Genomic DNA, 19,822 nt, shown 5'->3' with positions numbered 1-19,822 from the left:
TTTTTTTGGTTAATAGGTGCCAGCAGATTGCTGGACTTTCCCGAGAGTTTGTCTTTGTTTTTCTTCTTTTGCTTCTGTTGCTTAACTCTCTCAGGTTGATGGCGCTATCTCTGATTTCCCTTTGTCATACCACCACTCAGGTGGATACGCCTTGGACGACATTTCACCGAGATCCATGGTCTGAATCATTGGGCAGGCGAGCTTGCTCATTGACCCATTCCCGGCTTTTGCCGCGCACGCACCAATCCGGATTCTTTACCCAGTCCGTGAAATATATGGTGGGATGATCTTCCAGAATGTTGCAGCGGGTATAGCCAAGTTTTGGCATGGCATAGTATTGAAAAGGCGTAATTGCAAAAATACAAAAAAACATAATAAAAACTCCTGCGGCTATGGCGGATAAAAAAATACGCGTTGGGATTTTTATGGCGTCTTCCATGCAAGGGATTGCTTTTTGTATTGCAATGATAATTCCTGTGATTGAAATTATTGGCACACACAACGCAATTGGTTCAAATGGTGTGATTCTTACTGATGGTGCGAGTTTATTCAAATCATTTACGGTTTCGCATAGAGAATAGAAAATACTCCAAATTGACATTGCTAGAAGCAGCAGAAAAAGTGGAATACTCCATATTATTGATTTTCTGATTTCGGTTAAATTTCTTTTTTCCATTTCAAGACTAATAAATTTTTGCGATTGATAGGAGATGGTAAGTTTTTAGGATGGTTCTGAGGTATTTCTTTGATCTCTGTTGTTTCATGATTGCCACTCAACTGTTCTGTGACGAGAGCGTCAGTATTAACGCGGTATATGCCAGAAGGTGTGCTGTTTGTCAAAATTTTTAATGAAGTAATAACATTTTTCTTTATTTCCCAACTTTTATCGATTCCATTTAAAGTTATCCCGGTAAAAAGTACCATTAAGGCCATGGCACCTAAAGAAAAAACAGCAATAGTGGTTACGCTTGCGACAAAAATTCCCGCCCCTATACCAACCATCGTCGCCAACCCCGCCTTGACCGCTTCCACTCCAATCCCTCCCACAAGGTCATGCATGGTTTTCTCGTCGTTGAAGATGAAGTCCAATGTCTCCACGCCGATGCCAACGACCAAGCTCAACATGAAGCCCCCTCTGGCCACGCCTTGAAGGCCGCGCATACCCAGACCCATCTGGACCATGCGGGGATTGGTGGTGAGAAAGCGCGTGCCCTGCAGCAGATTGCCGCGAAACCCGGCTCGGCCCGTGATGATGATATAGGTGCCTTTGGGCGTCGCCTTGACATAGGTGCGCGCACCGGCAAGGCGCAATGCAATCAGCGTTCTGGTGAACAGGTAGGCGTCATTGGCCAGCATGGAGGCGGGGATGGTCCAGGGTTTGCCGGCATTGGGGCTGGCCGTCTGCGTCCAATACTTGCCCAAGGCGCTTTGGGCCAGGATGGCGCGCAGGCTGGCCTCCAGGCGTGGGTCATTGCGCGACCTGTCTTGCAGGACGCCTAGGAACTCTTGCGGCGTGAGTACCACCACGTCCACCTGCTGGCTGTCCATGGCACGGGTGATCTGCCTGTTGAAGGCCTTTTCATATCTGATATACGGGCGGGTGAGATCGGTGGATGGTGCCATGGCCTGCAAGCGAATGGTTAATGGAATGAATAAGTAAATGGTGGTTTGCCAAATGCCAGAAAAATCACAAACGCAGGCCTCCCATCAGGCCTGTGAGAAATCAGGTCCGATCAAGGTATGGGAGTGGGAATTGCGCGTTCGCAATCATTCCCAAGGCCAATGTCAATCAATGGCCTGGGAATTCCGTTGTGGGAGTCCGGCTATTTGATTTCTTGGGTATCTGGAAGTCAAGCAGAAAGGCTTGTGGCTGATTATTTTCAGATTATTCCTAGATGCATATGCGAGATGCACGCCTTGAGTGCAGTCGATATGGAGTTGGAATGGGGAAGAGGGCGGTGGCAAGGCTTTGCCAGTCAGTGCAGCCATTTGCCCCAGTGGGCGCAGGCCAGCCGGCACCGCCGTGCTGCGGGCCTTTGCGGCCACAGGCACGGCACCGTGGCGATGCGGTCATGAAGACCCGGTATAAGGAAACTGTGCGCAGCGGGCTGGCGGTCCATATCCTCGGGTGCCGAGCGAGCGCGGCAGCACAGCCCCAACCGCAACGGCCAGCCGCCATCATCCAGCCCGGTCACAATCTCGTATATCCATGACAGCCGGTGAAAAATTGAAGGCCTGGGCACGACGCATCAAGCGCGATGGCGTCACCCTGTGGTTTGCCTGCAAGAGCCCGCAGACGCCCTGGTATGCCAAGGCCCTGGGCGCCTTCGTAGTCGCCTACGCCCTGAGCCCCATCGACCTGATCCCTGACTTCATCCCCGTGCTGGGCTATGTGGATGACGTCCTGTTGCTGCCCGCGCTGATCTGGCTCACCGTGCGGCTGCTTCCCCCGGCCGTGTTGGCCGACAGCCGCCAGCAGGCCGAGGCCTGGATGCAGACCCAAGGCTGCAAGCCCCGAAGCCGTGCTGGAGTCGCCCTGATGGTATGCGTCTGGCCATGCGTTTGCGTGGGGGCCTTCCTTGCGTTCCGAGGGCGCTGGGGTCTTTGAGCGCGGCGCTTCGCCGGGCTGAGCTGCGGCGGGCGGGCAATACAAGGATGCGGGAGCTGCGCCTGAGCGCTGTATCATCTCGCCCAGGTGCTGAACACACCTTCACAGGCGGTCACGCCACACTCCCGAAAGCAGTTGGACGTACTCACAGGAGGCCTTATGGCTGCTTTCCTTGCGGGCGTATCAATGCCCGAACCCTCTCCCCATCCATTGCATGGCTCCGTGCTTCTGGCGCATGAGCATTCCTTTGTTTCAGCCGCCAAGCGCGCTCATTGAGGAGTTGCCATGCTGTACTTTCAACTTTCCGAGCCGGAGTACAACAGCCTGCGGCGCGTGCAGGATCAGTTGGGTCTGATTTCCAGTTTGATCATTGGCGCCTACCCGGGGCATGCCTTGGAGCCGGTGACTCCTGGTCAATTGCTTGCATTTATTCAGGCGCAGGAAGAGGCACTTGAGGGGGTGATGGGGGGATTGAGTGAGCGCGGGGTGGTGCGGGGGATGGATTGACTGGGTGCTGCGCTGGGAGGCCACGCATGATATGCGTGGCCTTTCTAGGTGGTTTGGGGCTGCTAGCGGGGGTTGGAGCATGTGGAGAGAGCGTCTGTTGAGGACTGCTATCGGCCCAATGCAGTGCAAAAAATCAACAGGAAACGGTTAAACAACTGTTGCATTCAATATGAGACTAAACGGTGCGTGGGATTGAGGAGAGAAAATCTCTCACGTGGAGGTTCCATAGATGACACGCTCAGCAAAAAACCTCACCAACGGAACAAATTCCTCAATAAGCCCTTCCGAGTCGCTCAATGGAATATGACACTCCTCTCGACTATATCGATCGCTGGAGTGAACGATTGCATTTCGGATGTGTTTAAGAAGTTTTGCTGAATTGGATAGCGCATGGCCCTTTTGAGGCGATACGTGAAGTTGTTCGCCAAATATCTTGCGTTGTTTAGTGTAGACCTTCTCGCCAGCCAAAGTCTCAAATTTTTGAATAAAGTCAATAAGGTCTACCTCTTCAACGAAGCGCTCAAGGACGTTTCGCAGCATTTCCGTTTCGTCAGACCGTGAATCTTGGCCACGAACAGTGGAGATAACTTTGTCGAGGGACTCTCGGGTTACATGAAAACCGGGATTATTGAGAATCGCAGTCAATCGGTCATGCAGCAAGAGTTCCGATACCCGTAGAAAATAGTATTCAAGTACGTGGTAGTAGGCTAGATAGCTTTGACTGGGAAATGGGCTGGCCTTTGCAACCTTGTAGTAGCTAATAACATTCTCATCGTAAATAGCATGCGGAATGGAATTATCTTCTCCGGTTGCAATTGGATATCGATGCTTCAGGCGCGGTTTGCGGGGTTTCCAGAGCGAAAGACAGTCATCCTGTTCGACAGCAATTTTAAAAAGGCTGGCTCGGAATGCCGATTGCGCACGCACCTTTAGGTCGGTCGGCGTTTTACGTGCTTTGATTGTGTAGACGGCTGTAGTGGGCATCCACAGAATATGTGAAGGGCGTCGAACGAATATTTCATTTACTAAGAGGCGCTTCTTGATGCGTGAGTTGAAAAATTCCTCGTAAGCGGGAGAGTCAAAAAACGCCAAGGCAAATGTTTGACTTGATATGCCAATAATCACAGTATTGCCCAGCCGGTCCGTAAGCGTGTATTGGTCTGGCGAGAGTATTGAAACAGGCGCCAGACGCGCAGCCATGACTTCCACTGAGTTGTTGTGTTGTAAGGTTCGAGTTTCCGCATCAAAGGAAAGACTGCGGGCACGTTGATAGCGATGAAATGCTTCACGCCATTCATCGTCGAATTTGATCTTGACGGGTCGAGGATCACGTGTTACGTGTACTTCGTCATCTACAACCGCACAAGATAGTCCAAGTGCTTCTAGACGTTTTTGTACATGATTAGCGAGAGTCATTTTATGGAAAAGTGTTGGAATTTAACCGCGCAGCAAAGCAATGTGGTCTTGTATGAATTGGTAAATTTAAGGCACTGAAGCCTCTTTAGGCACTAGCCGCAATTGGTATTGTTGCAAAAAAGTATAAACCCTCTATCGAGGGGCCGCCTTTAGATCTAAATCAGAAAGACTTCTTAGGGTCGGTGGCAGCCCGCTGCGAGGAGCTGTTGGCGGTCAGAAACGGACGGGCCGCAGTGCATCGCCGAACGATGGCTTCAGGCTGAATTCACATACTACTAACTGCCAAAGAGTTTTCATCGCGACAAGATATTCCTAGATATACCAGTATTTGCGATATTGCAGACCATTCTTCCCAAGTTAAATACATTTGATTTGGTACTAGGTTGACGGCTCATTTCTAAAACCACTGAAGTGCAGCGACTGAAATGCCCTGTACATAAATTGATCCAGCCGCGCCGACGGCAGAAGGTTTGGGTCCGACTGCAGGATGCCACAAATCGTGCACCCACTCTTTCCCCTCATTTGAGAGCCCATCATACCAATCAGGAGAGAAGTGACAGTTTTCAGAGGTTAGCAGCAAAAGAGCAGCTACCGCTCCCGAAATATCAGAGGTCGGCAATGTCCTGATCGAATTCGCCAGTTGCTCAGTTACTTTTGCGCTGTAGTCAAGCCATGAAAGGAGAAAGTAACTTTTTTCGTTCGCAGCAAATGACAATAACGCGGCTGTCTGCGGCACACGTGGCGAGAAGTCAAGATTTTGAATCTTAGTACCATTTATGTCTTCAAGAGGAGCCCAAGCCGCCGCGCATTGAATTGGGAACCTTCCATTGAATTCAATCAATAGCCCGTGGCACTCAGTCCATTTTTCTTTTTCGAGAGCAGCATCGTAAGTAGTCTTATGCTGAGTTATGTCTTTGAGACCTAAATCATTTGCATAGCTTTGTTTCGCTATAAACGCCCTTATCGACTCAGGCATTTGTGCAACCATAGCAGCGTGTAGAGGCCCACGGCTCACTGCCCGCAATTTAGTGAAGTACTCCCATGCAATCGCTCGGTAGCTGAGAAGAAAGCATTGTTGTTGACTTCCGGTAAATTCCACATCTTCTAGCGCGGCGAAGACGTGCTTGTCATGATGTGCGCAGAACCCAGGAAATGTCGATGCAGTCCGCCATCCCAGCAATTTGGGAACTAGCCTTCCCCGTGCGGCATCAAGAGATTTAATGCTCGGAATGTACGAATAGACGTGACTATTGCGTGCGATCGCCCCGAGACTCCCCGAACGGGAAACTGTGTGGGAAGCGATAACCTGTCCTTTGCAATCTTTCAAACAGCCGAAGGGGGCTAGGCAAGTCTTCTTCGGATCGTAGTTCTTCAGTTGCACGTCCAATTGAGAGGGGTGTGTAATTGGAATTACTTCAATGCCTCCATGACATTTCTTGTACTTTTTATTTGACCCACAGGGGCACGGATCATTGCGACCTGGCTCTTTTGATTTACGGGCTGCATCAAACATATTAATGTTGTCTTAGAAAATATCTAATTAAATATTCAGAACTTTACAACAATTTCTCAGAGTCGAGTGCATATCTGAACAGTGAAATTGTGATTCGCTAGCGCTAAACCCTTGACTGCTTGGAGAAGTGGTGTGAGCTTGAGATCCTCGGCCATTTTTAGCTGATCAGTATCTTTTCACCATCCTTCCAGAGGATCAGGTCCACGTACCATCAGGCCCGCCACCACCGGTTTCTTTGACGCCGTAGCCGCGCCTCCGAAATCCCTCACCCACCAGCGTTTCAAACTCCCGCCATGGCATGTTTTGCAACGCATCCGCGCTGGAGCTGGACGAGGTGGTTTCGAACAACTGCCTGCGGCGGCGTTGGCGCACGGCGGAAATGGCCGCGCCGGCCAGGCAGATGAGGGGCAGGATGTATTGGCCCCCGATAGCCAGGCCCTGCCATATGGCCGTGGTGGCCAATTGGCCTATTTGCTGCGGGCTTTGTGCTGCAGGCAAGGGGCGGACGGCAATGGAGTGCAGCACCATGTAGCTGGTGAGTGCCAATGCAATGCCGGCCCACCAGGGCAGCATGGCGATCAGATCCATGAGGTCTTCTGCCGTGCTGGTCTTTCGTTTTCTTGCCACTCCCGCTCCTCCATCGTTCAAATTGCCGAACATTTTGCAACATTTATGGGTGAGGCGAATTCCTGTGCCAATGGGTGCGGTGAAATCAAGAGAAATTGACATTCACGATGTCTTCTGGCTGGCGATGAATGCGTGCAATGCGCTATTGATTGCATAGCAGGTGGTGTATGCCTGGTCTGCAAAATTCCTTGTCTTGTCATTTGGGGCAATGGATTGATCGTGCTCATTGCCATGGGTCGCGCAGGGGACAGGCTCCTTGGAGTGTGAGAGAGCAGTCCGGCTGCTGTCCTTATCCCCAGTGCTGTATGAATTTGTGTCACTTGTTTGGGGGACATACAGGGCCACGGTGGCTACCTAGCATCCGGTCGACTGGAGCGCAAAAAGGGGGGCGGGCGATGACTGCGGTGCGGTCATTTCTTCAACGCCGCCGCTTGTTTGCACACCGATTCGAGGCCGAATCCGGCCTTTCACCATCAGGAGCCTTCGCCATGTCCGACTCTGCAAATTCAACGAATGCATTCACACCGTCTGCCGATATCTACAAGGGAATTTCCGTTCTCAGTTCAGAGGACTGGATCGGGCTGACGACGTTCTTCGAGTCTGCAGTCACCGACAACCCGACCACCACGGAGCTGATGCGCGCCATGCTGGGCATGCAGAAGCAGGATGCTTTCAGGCCGGAGTTTTCCGAAGCGGTGGAGCTGTTCGTCACGCTCAAGGGTGTCGGCCAGAAGTTCAAGGCCGATGTGCAGGACAAGATGCTGACGCTGGCCGACGATATCGTTCAGTACAACGATGTGGCGGCAACCACCTATGAGCGGTTGATCGAGCTGGTGGACCGTTTCGATCTGGAGGGAGCGCCTACCCCATCGGCGGAGCCGGCGGTGGAAGCGAAATGGAAGGCACTGGTCAAGGTTTGGGAAAGCGATACGCCCAGCGGGCGGTCGGAGCAGATCAAGCGCAATTTCAGCAGCGCGCTGGAGCAGTTGATTGAAGACGCCAATGCGCGATCGGTGCGTGCCTTCGCGCTGCAGAACTCCATTCTTGACAACGGCAACGGAATACTGATGCGCCTGAATGCCTGCAAGACCGCGTTCAATGGACAAAAGCAGAAGTTCACGACCACTCTGGGCGCCGAGGGTGCTGCCAACCAGAAGCTGAAGGCCGCCGTGGAGAAGCTGGAGAACGACTTGAAGGCCCTGCGCCGCAAGGAAAAGGATGAGGTCATCGTGCTGTCCACGTCTCCGGCCTATCTGGCGATTCCGCTTTTCGGGCCGCTGATTCTGGCGGGGGTGGATATCGGTGTGGGTGCGGACCTTGCGGTCACGCGCAGGAAGATTGCCGAGAAGGTGGATGAGGTGAGAACCATCCAGGCCACGATGGCCACGAACGAGCGCTTCATCGGCTACTACAACCGAAGCAATGATCGCTTCGACAGCATCAGCAAGAGCATTGAAGACCTGGGTCCCAAGCTCAAGACGCTGGGCGAGGCATGGCGTGCGATTTCTGCCGATCTGGGCAACATACACAAGGTCTTGAGCACCACCGGCCGCAAGTCCCTGCAAGGGGAAAACTGGTTCAGCCTGACGGTGGTGCTGGGAACGGCCAAGAAGGGCTGGGCGCGTGTCGCCGGACAGGCAGACCATTTCCGCCGTTTTGGCGGCACGCCGAAGAAGGCGCAGAGCGTGGACCAACTGGTGGAGCTTGCCAGCAAGAAGGCAGCCTGAGCGGTCTGCTCCGGCCTTTGTCCCACCGCTGCACAGGTGCAGTGCCTTACCTGGAACCACCCGCCATGACTTCAGCAATGACTCCCGCGCTCACTTCCGCGATGACTCCCATTGAATTGCGGACCCTGATCGATCGCTACCGTGCCGAGGGCCTGGTGCCGCCAGGGCCGCTGGTATGCAGCGGTGGCCGCGCGCCGGACGGCAGCTTCAATCCCTTCGGCATCGTGGCCGATCTGGTGGTGGACCTGAAGGTGTCGCTGGACGAGGCCGACGCGGCTGGCCTGCAGGCGCTGGACATCCATGCCGATACCGTGGTGGTGCCCGAGGGGTTCGACAGGCGGCTTGACGGTGCGGTGCGGCGGCTGACGGTGGTTGCCCGCCGCATTGTTTCCGAAGGTACGACGGTTCTGAGGATGCTGCATGACGCGGACAACGAGCTCAGCAGGGTGCGCATTTTCGTGGAAACCGTGGAGGGCCGGTTCACGCTGTACGGCGGCCCCACGCGCGACACCCCTTATGCGCTGGAGGGGGCCTGGGACACGGTGGCGCGGCCGCAGTTCAGCAATTTCCTGTGGCAGGACAACCGGGCTGTGGTGAAGCACACCCCCGTGCCGCCCGGCCTGCTGGAGCATGGCGAGCCGATGCACAGGGTGCTGGCCGCGCTGTTTGCCCTGAGCGCCGGCATGGCGGGCAGGCCCGGCCATAGCGACCACAGCGCGGCCGAGCTGGCGTTGTGCCATGAGGCGCTGGGCTGGATCACGCGCTGGTCAGGGGTCGAGTCCGGGTTTGGCGAGTTGATCCAGGCGGCGGGTTCGCTGCAGCGTCTGCTGCCGGTCATGGACGTTGACGGGCTGGCCAGGCCGATTCCTGATCTGAGCGCCGGCAGCTATCTGTCGCTGGCCAAGGCCCGGCAGGAGGTGATGGCGGCCATGGAGGCCCACCTGCGCAGCCTGCGCGCCAGCGGCGAGCTGGCAGGTGCCGTGGGCAGCGTCGCGCAGGCGTTTGCAGACCGGGACACATTGGACCTCAAGACGCTGGAGGCACGTTGCACCGAGCTGGAGCAGCGGCTGATTCAGCAGATCGAGGCCCTTGACCGCGCCGCACGCACGGTGCGCCAGGAGGAGCTTGAAGCGGAACTTTCCGCCATGCGGCTCAAGCTTGAAAGCGACGTTGCCCAGATCGTGCGCACCGTGAAGATGAGCCTGGAAATCGCCTTTGGCGTCATCGCAGTCGCGGGCAGTGTGGCCGCCCTGTGCGTGGGCGTGCCGCCCGACCCGAAGGCGTTGACCGAGACCGGTCAGAAAGGCGTGCTCGGCCTGAAGGATTTGTACGGGCAGGCCAAGACGCTCGGCGGCAGCATAGACGGCCCGCTCAAGGCGCTGAAGGCCCTGGGCCAGTCGTTTGCCATTCCGCTGCAATGGGCCAGGCACAACTCCAGCACGCTCAAGAATCTGGTGGATCCCGCCAAGGGCGCATTGAATGCGGTGCTGCCGGTGATCCGTGGGCCGCTGGGCGGGCTGGATGTCGAGGGGATTTCCCGGGAGCTGGGCGACACCATGCGTGCACTTGCGCTCATGCCGGATGCCAATGAAGCCAAGGCCGCCTGGACGGTGCTGGAGAACGATGCAGTCAACCGGCTGGATCTGGTGCTTGCCACGGAAGGCACCGAGGCGGCCGTGCGCAACGCTGCCAATACCCTCAAGACACAGGTGCAAAAGGTGGCCGTCTATGGCCGCCTGCTGGCTGAGCAAAGCGCATCCAAGAATGCCATTGCCCGTGAGCTTGCCACGCTCAAGCTGGAGTACGTTGCGGTGATCGGCAAGCGCAGGCGCCTGCAGGCGCTGGAGCAGCAGGCGCTGACAGAGCTGGAGCGCAGCGCGCGGCTGCAGGGCGAAATCACCCTCAGGGCAGAAAGTGCGCGCCGCGGCTTCTTCGTGGACTGCTTCGGTGTCCGCGCCGCACAGGCCTACGAGACCGGCAAGCAGCCCGGCCACCGTCTGTCGATGCCAGGTACGGCCGCTGCCATGGCAGATGCACACGCCACCTTGCTGGCAGACCACGCCAGCGCGCAGGCGGCCAATGCGAGGACCAAGGGGGATTTGCGGCGGGAATTGCGGGTCACTGATGCCGCGCTGCTGCAGCAGCTGGCGCATGGGCAGCCCATCAGCCTGTCCATTGCCACCAGCCATCCGGCACTGGCCAGCTACCACCGCATCCGCCTTTCGTCGGTGCAGGCCTGGCTGGAGTTTGCCGATGCCTCGGCCCAGCGCATCAATATCGACATGGTGACCGGAAGCGACTTTCACGACAGCACGGGCAACGGGGACGAGAGGCTTTTCTGCTCGCCCCTGAAGATCAACTTCACCTACGCCGGCGACCAGATCGAGTTCTCGCAGCATCTGGGAGATGTCTGCCCGACGCCGTTCACGACGTGGCTGATCGAAGTGCTGGAGCCCCGACAGATGCCGGCAGCGCCTCGGGCCCTGCGCCTGTTGATGGCCGGCACTGCCGCCAGATGACCCGGCTTCTGTGGCTGCCCGCCGCTGCCACGGCGCTGTGCTGCGGTGGCGCCATGGCAGCGAGCTGCCGCGTCGAAGCCGAGCCCGCGCGTGAGCCAGTCGCACGGCAGGTATGGACCGATATCGCCGAGTTCTCGTTCCTGACCGGGCTTGATCTGGACGATGCCAGCGGCCGCATGACGCTGGTAAGGAATCTGGAGAGCATGCAGTCGTTCCCTGCGCTGAAGGCGGCATCGGCCGCTTGGGGCACGCTGCGTGCTCGTATCGACGGGCTGGCCGATACGGTGCAAAAGCTGGGGCAGGCCGTGGGGCGTTTGCAGCAGCTGTGCGACCAGCTGGATGCCGTTTCGCTGGCCCCCGACGCACCGCTGGACGAGGCCCGGTGGAATGCGGGTGTCGCAGCCGTCGAGACGGAGATGGATACGGCCATTGCGGCGGCTGCACCCGTCGTGGCGCAGCTGGAAAGTCATGCCTCGCTGCTTCGCGTGGCCGCCGCGCACCATGCCAGGCAGCCGCCACCGGCAAACGCGGTGGTCCGCCTTGGGCCCGCGCCGCAGGCGATGGCAACGGAATTCAGCACCCTGGCGTTGCGCTGGCGGGCCGTGGCCTCCGACCTTGCAAATGCTCGCCGCATCTTGCCGGTGAGGCCGGTGCGCGGCTCGTCTGCGCCCTTGATCGCCATGACGGCCGCCATGCGGGAACTGGCGCGGATCTCCGCCGAGGCGCACGCGCTCTCGGCCCAGCGGCTCAGCGATGCGGATTTTCGGCGCTACGAGACGGGCGACTACCTGTACGACCAATGCCCCATGCTCAAGGACCGCCAATGGGTCGGGCTGCAGAACCTGTATTGGAGCGAAAGGCGCAACGCGGTAGCGCTGCTGCAGGGCACGGGCCTTGTGTCGCCCCCGGGGCTGTACAACGTCAAGCCATGGCAGATTTCCTTCCCGGCCATGATTGTGGGCGCCGACAGATGGAGGTTCCTGCGCACCGGCAAGGGCTACTGGCTGGTCCAGAATGCGGCGTTCGGACCGGGCACCATGGCGCTCGATGTCACCAGCGTGGCGGGGAAACCGCATCTTGAACTGAAGATGACGGCGTCGGCGGGAGACTCGCCACGCTTCAGCGGCCAGCAATGGCGCTGTGCGCCCAGCGACCTGCCGGGCCAGTTCCATCTCTACAACCGCTTCCTGTCGGATGCCGTCGTGCTGGATACGGCCAATGACAATGGCATTGCCGTCATGCTGCCGGCCACCAGCCGCTCCTCTGGCCAGTATTGGCGTGTGATTGATCGGTAAGAGGCGCTTGGGGGCAGGACCCCCTTGATCTCAACCGCACTTGAGGTTGCATGCTCCAGGCTTCTCGTCGCCATGGCACTGCGCCATGGCCGGCGCAGACCCTGCAACCAAGAAGCATTCATGCCCCATCAAGATTCCCTCACGCTGGACGATCAGGTCCGGCCGACGACCGCCGAGAGCTGGTCCATCCTGTCCTCCCCCTACCGCCTGACGACGATCGGCATCGTCTCGCTGGTGGCCTTGATTGCCTTTGAGGCCCTGGCCGTGGCCACCGCCATGCCAGCGGTGGCCCGCGCGCTCGATGGGGTGCCGCTGTATGCGGTTGCGTTTGGCGTGACCCTGGCTACCAGCGTGGTGGGCATGACGGTGGCCGGCGGCTGGTGCGACGCGCGCGGGCCGGCGGCGCCGCTGTGGTCTGGCATGGCGTGTTTTGTGGCGGGGTTGCTGCTGGCGGGCTTTGCGCCTTCCATGCCGGTGTTTCTGGCGGGGAGGCTGGTTCAGGGGCTGGGGGCCGGTGGCATGTCGGTGGCGCTGTACGTGCTGGTGGGCCGGCGGTATCCCGAGGCACTGCGGCGGCGCATTTTTGCGGCGTTTGCCACGGCCTGGGTGGTGCCCGCGCTGGTGGGGCCGGCGTTGAGCGGCCTGGTGGTGGAGCACCTGGGCTGGCGCTGGGTGTTCCTGGGCGTGCCCCTGCTGGCCTTGCCGGCCGGGGCGATGCTGCGCCCGGCGCTCCAGGGCCTGGGCGGCCATGGCCAGGGCATGCAGGGCGGTGTGCGGCGCGGGCTGTGGGCCCTGGGCGCGGCCACGGGCATCTGCCTTCTGTATGTGGGCGGGCAGAGGCAATCGGCGGGCGCCTTGGGGGCGGTGGCGGTGGCCGCGGCCTTGTCGCTGGTCTGCACCTGGAAGCTCTTGCCGGCCGGCACGCTGCGCGCCGGGCGCGGGCTGCCCAGCGTGATCGCCTTGCGCGGTCTGGTGTTTGCAGCGTTCTTCGGGGCCGAGGCGTTTCTGCCGCTGGTGCTGGCGCGCGAGCACGGGCTGTCAGCGCCCATGGCGGGGCTGGTGCTGAGCGCGGGTGCGCTGGGCTGGTGCTCCGCTTCCTGGTACCAGGGACACAGCCGCAACGGCTGGAGCCGTCACCGCTTCCTGCGCGTGGGCACCAGCGCGGTGCTGGCGGGCGTGCTGCTGACGGCATCGGTGGCCTGGCCGGCCGTGCCCGTGTGGGTGGCGGTGGTGGGCTGGATCGTGTCGGGGCTGGGCATGGGCCTGCTGTCGGCAAGCCTGTCGGTGCTCACGCTGTCCATGTCCGCGCCCGGCGAGCAGGGTGCCAACAGCTCGGCCCTGCAGCTGTGCGAGGCCATTGCCGTGGCGGCCACCCTGGCCATTGGCGGATCGCTGTTCGCGGCCTTGCTGGAGACTTCGGCCCAGGCGGCCTATCTGGCGAATTTTGGGGTTGCGGCCGGGGCGGCGGTGCTGGCGGCGGTGATCGTGGGGCGAACGGATACGCGGCAGGTGTTTGTGGGGTGAGGAGGCAGGAGGCTGATCCAGCCGCAGGAGGGGGTATCCGCAGTCTTTGTAGTGCCATGGGGTGGGCGGGGCCTGGGCTCGGGTTTGGCGCAGGCACCGCTGCGCGGACGGGGTGCCGATTGCTCACGCGATGGAGCGGCAGAAAGAGCGACAAACCGTGGGCTATCATCATCCGTCAGGTCCATCCGCGTAACAGCCGTCTGTTGCGCTGGCAGTGCGGCCTGCAACGTCTGGAGAGCGGCTATGACCACCACTACGCACTATGAGAACGCCAATTTTCTGCGTGAACTTGCGGAGAACCTGCCACGTATCCTCCCCACCAGTGGCTCCGACAAGATGGAGCTGCTCCAGCGCCTGGCGGATGAGGAACTGGCCCAGGCGGAATATGACGATTGGGTGCGCGCGAAGGTGGCAGCCGCCCGTTCGGACAAACAGACCGGGATGAGTACGGATCAGGTGCGGCAACTCCTGCGGGATCGTGCCGAGGAGTTGCGTGGTGGCGCATAGGGTCGACTGGCGTCCGCCTGCAATTGAGGATATGCGGGCGCTTTTTGAATATTTGCTCGAGCATGCTTCGCTGTGGGACGCGGAGAACGTCACGGAGCAAGTGCTGCGCTCCACAGACCGCCTTGCAGAGTTTCCGCGCTTGTATGAAGCTGACCCGCGCTATGGCGATGGTGTCCGCCGCATCAGTGTTGCCGGTCAGAACCTTTTGTATGAAGTGGATGACCAGGCGCAAACTGTCAATATCCTCGCCGTAGTTGGGCAACGCCAGCAACCTCGGCTGAGGAAGTGCTGATCGACCGAACGGGGTCGGCAATGCACCCGGCCGACTTGATGCCGCATTCGTCCGTCCCGTCTGTTCACCGCAATTTGAAGATGGCCTTGTTCGTGTCGAATAGGGAGGAATGGCCCGGGACAGGGTCGTCGATTCTGTCTCTGTAGGACGTGCGCGCAGGGGCTGGCGCGCCCCGGGACCACGCCTTGCCCCGTGGCGCCTGTGCTGTGATGGCGGCTTGTCCAATCAACGCACAGGAGAAACACATGTCCGAGAAAACCGCTTCCGTCCATTGGGAAGGTGCAGGCAAGACCGGCCAGGGCCGCATCAGCACGGAGACCGGCGCGCTCAAGGACCATCCCTACGGGTTCGGCAGCCGCTTCGGGGATGACCGCAAGGGAACGAATCCCGAGGAGATCGTGGGCGCCGCATATGCGGCGTGTTTCACGATGGCCTTTGCCTTTGCCTGCGAGAAGGCGGGCATCGCCACCGAGATGCTGGACACCACGGCCAAGGTCCGGCTTGCCAAGGATGGCGAGGGCTTCAAGATCGACCGCATCGCGCTCACGCTGCAGGCCAAGGTGCCCGGCATCGACGATGCGCAGTTCCAGAAAATCGCCCAGGAGGCCAAGTCCCAGTGCCCGCTGTCCAAGGCGCTGGCAGGCGTGCCCGAGGTGACCCTGGTGGCCACGCTGCTGCATTGAACGCGCAGGCCCTTTGGGCCTTTGCCGCGCGGTGACGCGGCCTCAATCCTCCAGTACCAGCCTTCCCCGCATGGGCAGTGCATGCGAGGGATACGAGCAAAAGTAGGTATAGCTCTCGCCCTTTTGCAGGCGCGCCACGGGGAAGGTGACCGAGGCATGCTCGCCGCCCGACAGCATTTGCGTGGCGGCGATGACGCGTGCGTCGGCGTGGTCCACCCAGGCCCGGTCTGGACCGGCGCGCAGGCCGTCGGCGATCACGGCGTCGATGTCGGCGCTGCGGGCCAGCACCCAGTTGTGGCCGGCTTCCTGCCAGGGCTTCCTGCCGGTGTGGACCAGGTGGACAGTGAAGTTCTCGCAGCGCGCGCTGACGCGGATTTCGGCCAGGCTGAAGCGTTTGCCGGGCTGGCCTTCAATGGTGGTTTCGCAGGCGGGATGGGCCACGCTGGATGCGGGCGTGGCGTGGGCATGCTGGGCCTGGGCGTTCAGGCAGAAGGCGGCCAGCAAGGCAGCGGCTGCGGTGATGCGGGTATGCATTCGGAATCTCCAAAAAAGCGGATGGATCTGGAATCGGGGACCGGGCTCAGGCCGCAGCCGTCAGCCCGTCCACGATGACCTGGGGCAGACCCTGGGAGCAGGGCTCCACCCGGGCCTGCACGCCGTAGACGCGGGCCAGCAGGGCGGGGGTGACGGCCTGGGCGGGCGGGCCGTCGGCCAGCAGCTGGCCTTGCTTGAGCACGATGACGCGGTCGGCGTGGCGCAGGGCGGCACCCAGGTCGTGCAGGACGACCAGGGTGGTCATGCCGTGGCGGCGCGTTTGCTCGCGCACCAGCTGCATGACGTGGAACTGGTGGTTGAGGTCCAGGGCGGACAGGGGTTCGTCCAGCAGCAGCACGCGCGGTTCGCGGATCAGGGCCTGGGCCAGGCCTGCAAGCTGGGACTGGCCGCCAGACAGCTCATCCAGATGGCGCATGGCCAGGTGGGCGATGCCCAGGTGCTCAAGCAGGGCGGCAGCCTGGGTGACCGCATCCGGGGAGCCGGCCTGCTGCGGGCGCGTGGCGTGTGGCGAGGCCTTGCGCGCGGCCAGCAGTGATTCGATGACGCGCAGGTGCACGGCGGCCGGCAGGGCCTGGGGCAGGTAGACGATGCGGCGCGCGCGCTCGGCCAGGCTGGCGTGCTGCAGCTCCTGGCCTTCCAGCGTGATGCTGCCCTGGGCGGGCACCAGGCCGGCCAGGGCACGCAGCAGGGTGGATTTGCCGCTGCCGTTGGGCCCCAGCACCACGGTGAGCGTGCCGGCGCGCAGCGGGGCGATGTCCAGCGATTCGATGACGCGTCGGCGCCCGTAGGCGACGCTGAGACCCTCGATCTGCAGACCATCTTGCGTGAGAGGTGGCAGGTAGGTGGGTGCGAAGTGCGGAGTATTCAGGGAGGTGTTCAGGGTGGTGTTCATGTCCGCCCCCGCGTGCGCAACACGATGGCCAGAAAGAAGGGAATGCCCACCAGCGAGGTGACGATGCCCACCGGGATGATCACGCCCGGGATCAGCGTCTTGGACGCCACCGAGGCCAGCGACAGCACCAGCGCGCCGATGAGGGCGGCGGCGGGCAGGTAGAAGCGGTGGTCATCCCCCACCATGCGGCGCGCGATGTGCGGTGCCACCAGGCCGATGAAGCCGATGCTGCCCACAAAGGCCACGGACAGCGCGGCCAGCAGGCTGATGCGCAGCAGGGCGCCCAGGCGCAGTCGGCGCACGTCCACGCCAAAGCTGGCGGCACGGTCCTCGCCCAGGCGCAAGGCGGTGAGGCGCCAGGCGTTGAGCAGCGAGAACGGCAGCACCAGTGCCAGCGCGGCGGCCAGCCCGGCCACCTTGGGCCAGGTGGCGCGCGAGAGGCTGCCCATGGTCCAGAAGACCAGGCCCTGCAGAGCCTCGGCCGTGGCCACGAACTGCAGCAGCGAAACCAGGGCGTTGAAGCTGAACACCAGTGCAATGCCGAACAGCACCACGCCCGATGCGCTCATGCCGCCCCAGCGCGCCACCAGGTCCAGCAGCAGGGCCGAGGCCATGGCGAACAGGAAGGCGTTGGCAGGCACGGCCCAGGCCGTGGGCACGCCGGGCAGGCTCCAGTCCAGCACGATGGCCAGGGCCGCGCCGAAGGCGGCGGCCGAGGACAGGCCCAGCGTGAACGGGCTGGCCAGCGGGTTGGCCAGCACGGTCTGCATCTCGGCGCCGGCCAGGCCCAGGGACAGGCCCACGGCCACGGCCATCAAGGCGTAGGGCAGGCGAATGTCCCAGACGATGACGCGCAGCGCAGGCGGCGCCTGGTCGGCATGGCCCAGGGTGGCGATCAACTGGTTCAGCGCCAGCCCGGAGGGGCCGGTGGTGAAGTCCAGCAGCAGCGCGCCCACGATGGCCGCAGCCAGCAGGGCCAGCACCAGCACGCGCAGGGCGGTCAGGCGCCGGTAGCCCCTGGCCAGCGGCGTGGCGCTGGCGGCCGGGCTGGCGAGCTCCACGGGCAGGTCGGCGGCCATGTTCATCGCGCGGCTCCGCTGGCCGCTGTGGCCGCTGCCTTGGCAGGTGCATCGCCCCAGAAGGCGCCGTGCATGGGCAGGGCGGGCAGGAAGCGGCGGTTGATCTCGTCCAGTGTGGCCTGGGCATCGATGTCGCCAAAGCGCTCTGGGTAGAACCACTTGGCCATGGCCTCGATGGCCAGGATGTTGGTGGGCGCGTCGTAGAAGTTGTGCCACAGGCCGTGGGCGCGGCCCTGGCGAACGGCGCCCAGCACCTCGAAACCGGGGCGCGCGGTCAGCGCCTGCAGGCTGGCCGAGAGGTCGGCCGGTGCCACGCCGCTGCCGGCCTTGAGCATGAGGCGGTTGCTCTGCGGGCGGCTGCCGGTGGCGATGTAGACCTCGGGGTCGGCGGCGATCAGGGCTTCCTGGTGCATGTCGCCTATGGCGCCGGGCACCTTGCCGGCCGCGACGTTGATGCCGCCCGCCGCCTCGATGAATTCGCCCATGTTGCCCTTGCCCACGGTGTGGCAGCAGCCGTCCCAGACGCCGGCCAGCAGCTCGGCGAAGACGCGCGGGCGCTGGCTGGTGGGAATGCCCTCCACGCGCTGGCGCACCTGCTGCAGGTGCTGCTCGTAGAAGCGCGCATAGGCCTCGGCCTGTTCCTCGCGGTGCACGGCCTTGCCCAGGATGCGCATGCTGGCCAGGGTGTTGCGCACGGGCTGGGCGCGAAAGTCGATGAAGACCACGGGCACGCCGGCCTTCTTGAGATCGTTGACCAGGCCGCTCTGGCGCCCCGGCCCATGTCCGCCCAGGCCGAAGATGGCGATGTCGGGCCGGGTGGAGACCGATTGCTCGGCGCTGACGCTGTCTTCCGAGGTGCGGCCGATGACCGGGATGCGGTCTATGGCCGGGAAGCGGCGCCGGTAGTCGGCATAGCCGTTGGGGTCGGCGAAGGGCAGCTCGCCCTGCCAGCCGGCGATGCGGGCCAGCGGCTGGTCACCCTCGATCAGGGCCAGGGCGTAGAGGAAGCGGCCCTCGCCCAGCAGGATGCGCTCCACCTTGGCGGGGATTTCGACCGTGCGGCCGACGATGTCGACCACGGTGGTGGCCGGTGCATTGGCAGCGGTGCCGGCAGGCGAGGCCGCAAGCGCGGAGGCGGACAGCAGGGCGGCGGCGCAGGCTGCGGCCAGGGCCAGCAGGGCGCGGCGTGTGGGGAGACGTTGGATGGATGTCATGGTATGGCCCCGGCTCAGAAGGACAGGTCCAGGCCCGCCGTGTAGGTGCGGCCCGCGCCCGGCACGCCGTAGAGCTGGAAGCCGTCCAGCGAGGCGCCGATGCGGCTCCAGTAGAAGCGGTTGGTGAGGTTGTTGATGTTGAAGCGGGCCGTGAGCTGGCGGTTGATGCGCCAGCTCAGCGCCAGGTTCTGCACGAAGTAGCTGGGCGCTTTTTCGTGGTCGGCCACATAGATGGGGTGCACGCCGTTGGGGCCGTTGACCGTGCTCGACGTATTGTTCTGGCCGCCCACCATGACGTTGTCCGTATAGCGGCGCTCGCCCACGTACTGCGCGCCCCAGCTCAGGGTGACGGCGGGCGTGACCAGGAAGGAGGTCCAGACGCTGCCGCTCCAGTCGGGCACGTTCCTGGCCTCGGCACCTTCGTTTGCGCCCTTGGTGAGGCGGCTCTTCAAGTGGGACAGGCCGGCGTACACCGACCAGCGCGACGTGATCTCGCCCTGGGCGCCCAGCTCGAAACCCTGCACCCGCTTGGCGGGCAGGGCGCGCACGGGCGAGACGCTGTCGGGGCTGTACTCCCACGATTCGCTCAGCTCGGTGCGGAACACGGCGCCGGTCAGCGACAGGCGCCCGCCCAGCACGTCCCACTTGCTGCCTGCCTCCCAGGTTCGTGACAGGGCCGGCGCATAGGCCAGCTGGGCGGCCGTGCCGTAGACGCCGTTGTTCGTGGTCACGCCCATGGCCGAGGGCTGGGCCGCGCGGCTGTAGGAGACATAGATGGAGCCCTCGCTGGCCGGCTTGTAGACCAGGCCCAGGCGGCCGCTGAGCGCGCCGTCCGTGCGGCTGGCCTGGACCTGTCCTTCTGAG

Annotated in this window: 18 protein-coding genes and 1 pseudogene; 9 read left to right on the top strand and 10 right to left on the bottom strand. The window is 61.6% G+C overall.

The features are described 5' to 3' along the window. Positions 1-163 precede the first annotated feature (163 nt). Together ACM14_RS30715 and ACM14_RS14825 are read right to left on the bottom strand one after the other, a co-directional pair. Entirely contained in the window at positions 164-676 is a 513-nt protein-coding gene (locus tag ACM14_RS30715) for a hypothetical protein (protein WP_084027383.1), read from the bottom strand. Further along, positions 658-1,623: a hypothetical protein gene (locus ACM14_RS14825; protein ID WP_065346587.1), complete on the bottom strand. Its 966-nt coding sequence runs from the start codon at positions 1,621-1,623 to the stop codon at positions 658-660. Before ACM14_RS14825 ends, ACM14_RS30715 begins: the two co-directional genes overlap by 19 nt. A gap of 586 nt (positions 1,624-2,209) precedes the next feature. Between ACM14_RS14825 and ACM14_RS14820 the strand changes: the two genes are divergently transcribed. Then, entirely contained in the window at positions 2,210-2,608 is a 399-nt protein-coding gene (locus ACM14_RS14820; RefSeq protein WP_065346550.1) for a YkvA family protein, read from the top strand. Between the two features lie 285 nt (positions 2,609-2,893). Further along, the gene (locus ACM14_RS14815; RefSeq protein ID WP_065346549.1) at positions 2,894-3,115 is read left to right on the top strand and encodes a hypothetical protein; all 222 of its coding nucleotides are present in this window, start codon (positions 2,894-2,896) and stop codon (positions 3,113-3,115) included. A gap of 210 nt (positions 3,116-3,325) precedes the next feature. Here the strand turns inward: ACM14_RS14815 and ACM14_RS31600 are convergent, their stop codons facing one another. From ACM14_RS31600 to ACM14_RS14810, 3 genes and pseudogenes are all read right to left on the bottom strand, one after another. Beyond that, on the bottom strand, positions 3,326-4,531 hold the full coding sequence (locus ACM14_RS31600; RefSeq protein WP_139093436.1) for a hypothetical protein: 1,206 nt from the start codon (positions 4,529-4,531) through the stop codon (positions 3,326-3,328). 1,423 nt (positions 4,532-5,954) lie between these two features. Continuing rightward, positions 5,955-6,029: pseudogene (locus ACM14_RS32730) on the bottom strand (SEC-C metal-binding domain-containing protein); the annotation flags it as partial. 210 nt (positions 6,030-6,239) lie between these two features. Further along, on the bottom strand, positions 6,240-6,773 hold the full coding sequence (locus ACM14_RS14810; RefSeq protein ID WP_254662061.1) for a restriction endonuclease: 534 nt from the start codon (positions 6,771-6,773) through the stop codon (positions 6,240-6,242). 386 nt (positions 6,774-7,159) lie between these two features. Here ACM14_RS14810 and ACM14_RS14805 point away from each other — a divergent pair, with 386 nt between their 5' ends. The 7 genes from ACM14_RS14805 to ACM14_RS14775 all read left to right on the top strand — a co-directional run bounded on the left by ACM14_RS14805 (position 7,160) and on the right by ACM14_RS14775 (position 15,218). Beyond that, a complete protein-coding gene (locus ACM14_RS14805; RefSeq protein WP_034367069.1) occupies positions 7,160-8,398 on the top strand; it encodes an alpha-xenorhabdolysin family binary toxin subunit A in 1,239 nt (412 codons plus the stop codon). A gap of 65 nt (positions 8,399-8,463) precedes the next feature. Further along, positions 8,464-10,917: a hypothetical protein gene (locus tag ACM14_RS14800; RefSeq protein WP_065346548.1), complete on the top strand. Its 2,454-nt coding sequence runs from the start codon at positions 8,464-8,466 to the stop codon at positions 10,915-10,917. Then, positions 10,914-12,212 carry a hypothetical protein gene (locus tag ACM14_RS14795; protein ID WP_065346547.1) on the top strand — a complete coding sequence of 433 codons (1,299 nt, stop codon included), beginning with the start codon at positions 10,914-10,916 and terminating at the stop codon, positions 12,210-12,212. Before ACM14_RS14800 ends, ACM14_RS14795 begins: the two co-directional genes overlap by 4 nt. Before the next feature lie 120 nt (positions 12,213-12,332). Beyond that, complete coding sequence (locus ACM14_RS14790) at positions 12,333-13,736, top strand: MFS transporter (RefSeq protein WP_175403274.1); 1,404 nt, start codon at positions 12,333-12,335, stop codon at positions 13,734-13,736. Positions 13,737-13,979: 243 nt separating this feature from the next. Further along, a complete protein-coding gene (locus ACM14_RS14785; RefSeq protein ID WP_034367074.1) occupies positions 13,980-14,243 on the top strand; it encodes a plasmid stabilization protein in 264 nt (87 codons plus the stop codon). Beyond that, entirely contained in the window at positions 14,233-14,535 is a 303-nt protein-coding gene (locus ACM14_RS14780; protein WP_065346545.1) for a type II toxin-antitoxin system RelE/ParE family toxin, read from the top strand. The genes ACM14_RS14785 and ACM14_RS14780 overlap by 11 nt, the downstream gene beginning before the upstream one ends. A gap of 245 nt (positions 14,536-14,780) precedes the next feature. Next, positions 14,781-15,218: an OsmC family protein gene (locus ACM14_RS14775; protein WP_065346544.1), complete on the top strand. Its 438-nt coding sequence runs from the start codon at positions 14,781-14,783 to the stop codon at positions 15,216-15,218. 42 nt (positions 15,219-15,260) lie between these two features. Here ACM14_RS14775 and azu read toward each other — a convergent pair whose 3' ends face one another. From azu to ACM14_RS14750, 5 genes are all read right to left on the bottom strand, one after another. Next, positions 15,261-15,752, bottom strand: coding sequence for an azurin (gene azu, locus ACM14_RS14770; RefSeq protein ID WP_065346543.1), 492 nt, complete (start codon positions 15,750-15,752; stop codon positions 15,261-15,263). A 46-nt stretch (positions 15,753-15,798) separates the two neighbouring features. Continuing rightward, the gene (locus ACM14_RS14765) at positions 15,799-16,665 is read right to left on the bottom strand and encodes an ABC transporter ATP-binding protein (protein WP_139093434.1); all 867 of its coding nucleotides are present in this window, start codon (positions 16,663-16,665) and stop codon (positions 15,799-15,801) included. Then, positions 16,662-17,750 carry an iron ABC transporter permease gene (locus tag ACM14_RS14760; RefSeq protein ID WP_084027381.1) on the bottom strand — a complete coding sequence of 363 codons (1,089 nt, stop codon included), beginning with the start codon at positions 17,748-17,750 and terminating at the stop codon, positions 16,662-16,664. Before ACM14_RS14760 ends, ACM14_RS14765 begins: the two co-directional genes overlap by 4 nt. Beyond that, positions 17,747-18,958, bottom strand: a complete 1,212-nt coding sequence (locus ACM14_RS14755) for an ABC transporter substrate-binding protein (RefSeq protein ID WP_065346542.1) — start codon at positions 18,956-18,958, stop codon at positions 17,747-17,749. Before ACM14_RS14755 ends, ACM14_RS14760 begins: the two co-directional genes overlap by 4 nt. Positions 18,959-18,972: 14 nt before the next feature. Then, positions 18,973-19,822: TonB-dependent siderophore receptor (locus ACM14_RS14750; protein WP_139093433.1), on the bottom strand; the 850-nt coding region annotated here is incomplete at its 5' end.

This window comes from Delftia sp. JD2 (assembly GCF_001682645.1).
GTDB classification, from domain to species: Bacteria; Pseudomonadota; Gammaproteobacteria; order Burkholderiales; family Burkholderiaceae_C; genus Comamonas; species Comamonas acidovorans.
The sequence above is the reverse complement of the archived record's forward strand: the minus strand, read 5'-3'. Positions and strand labels throughout refer to the sequence as shown.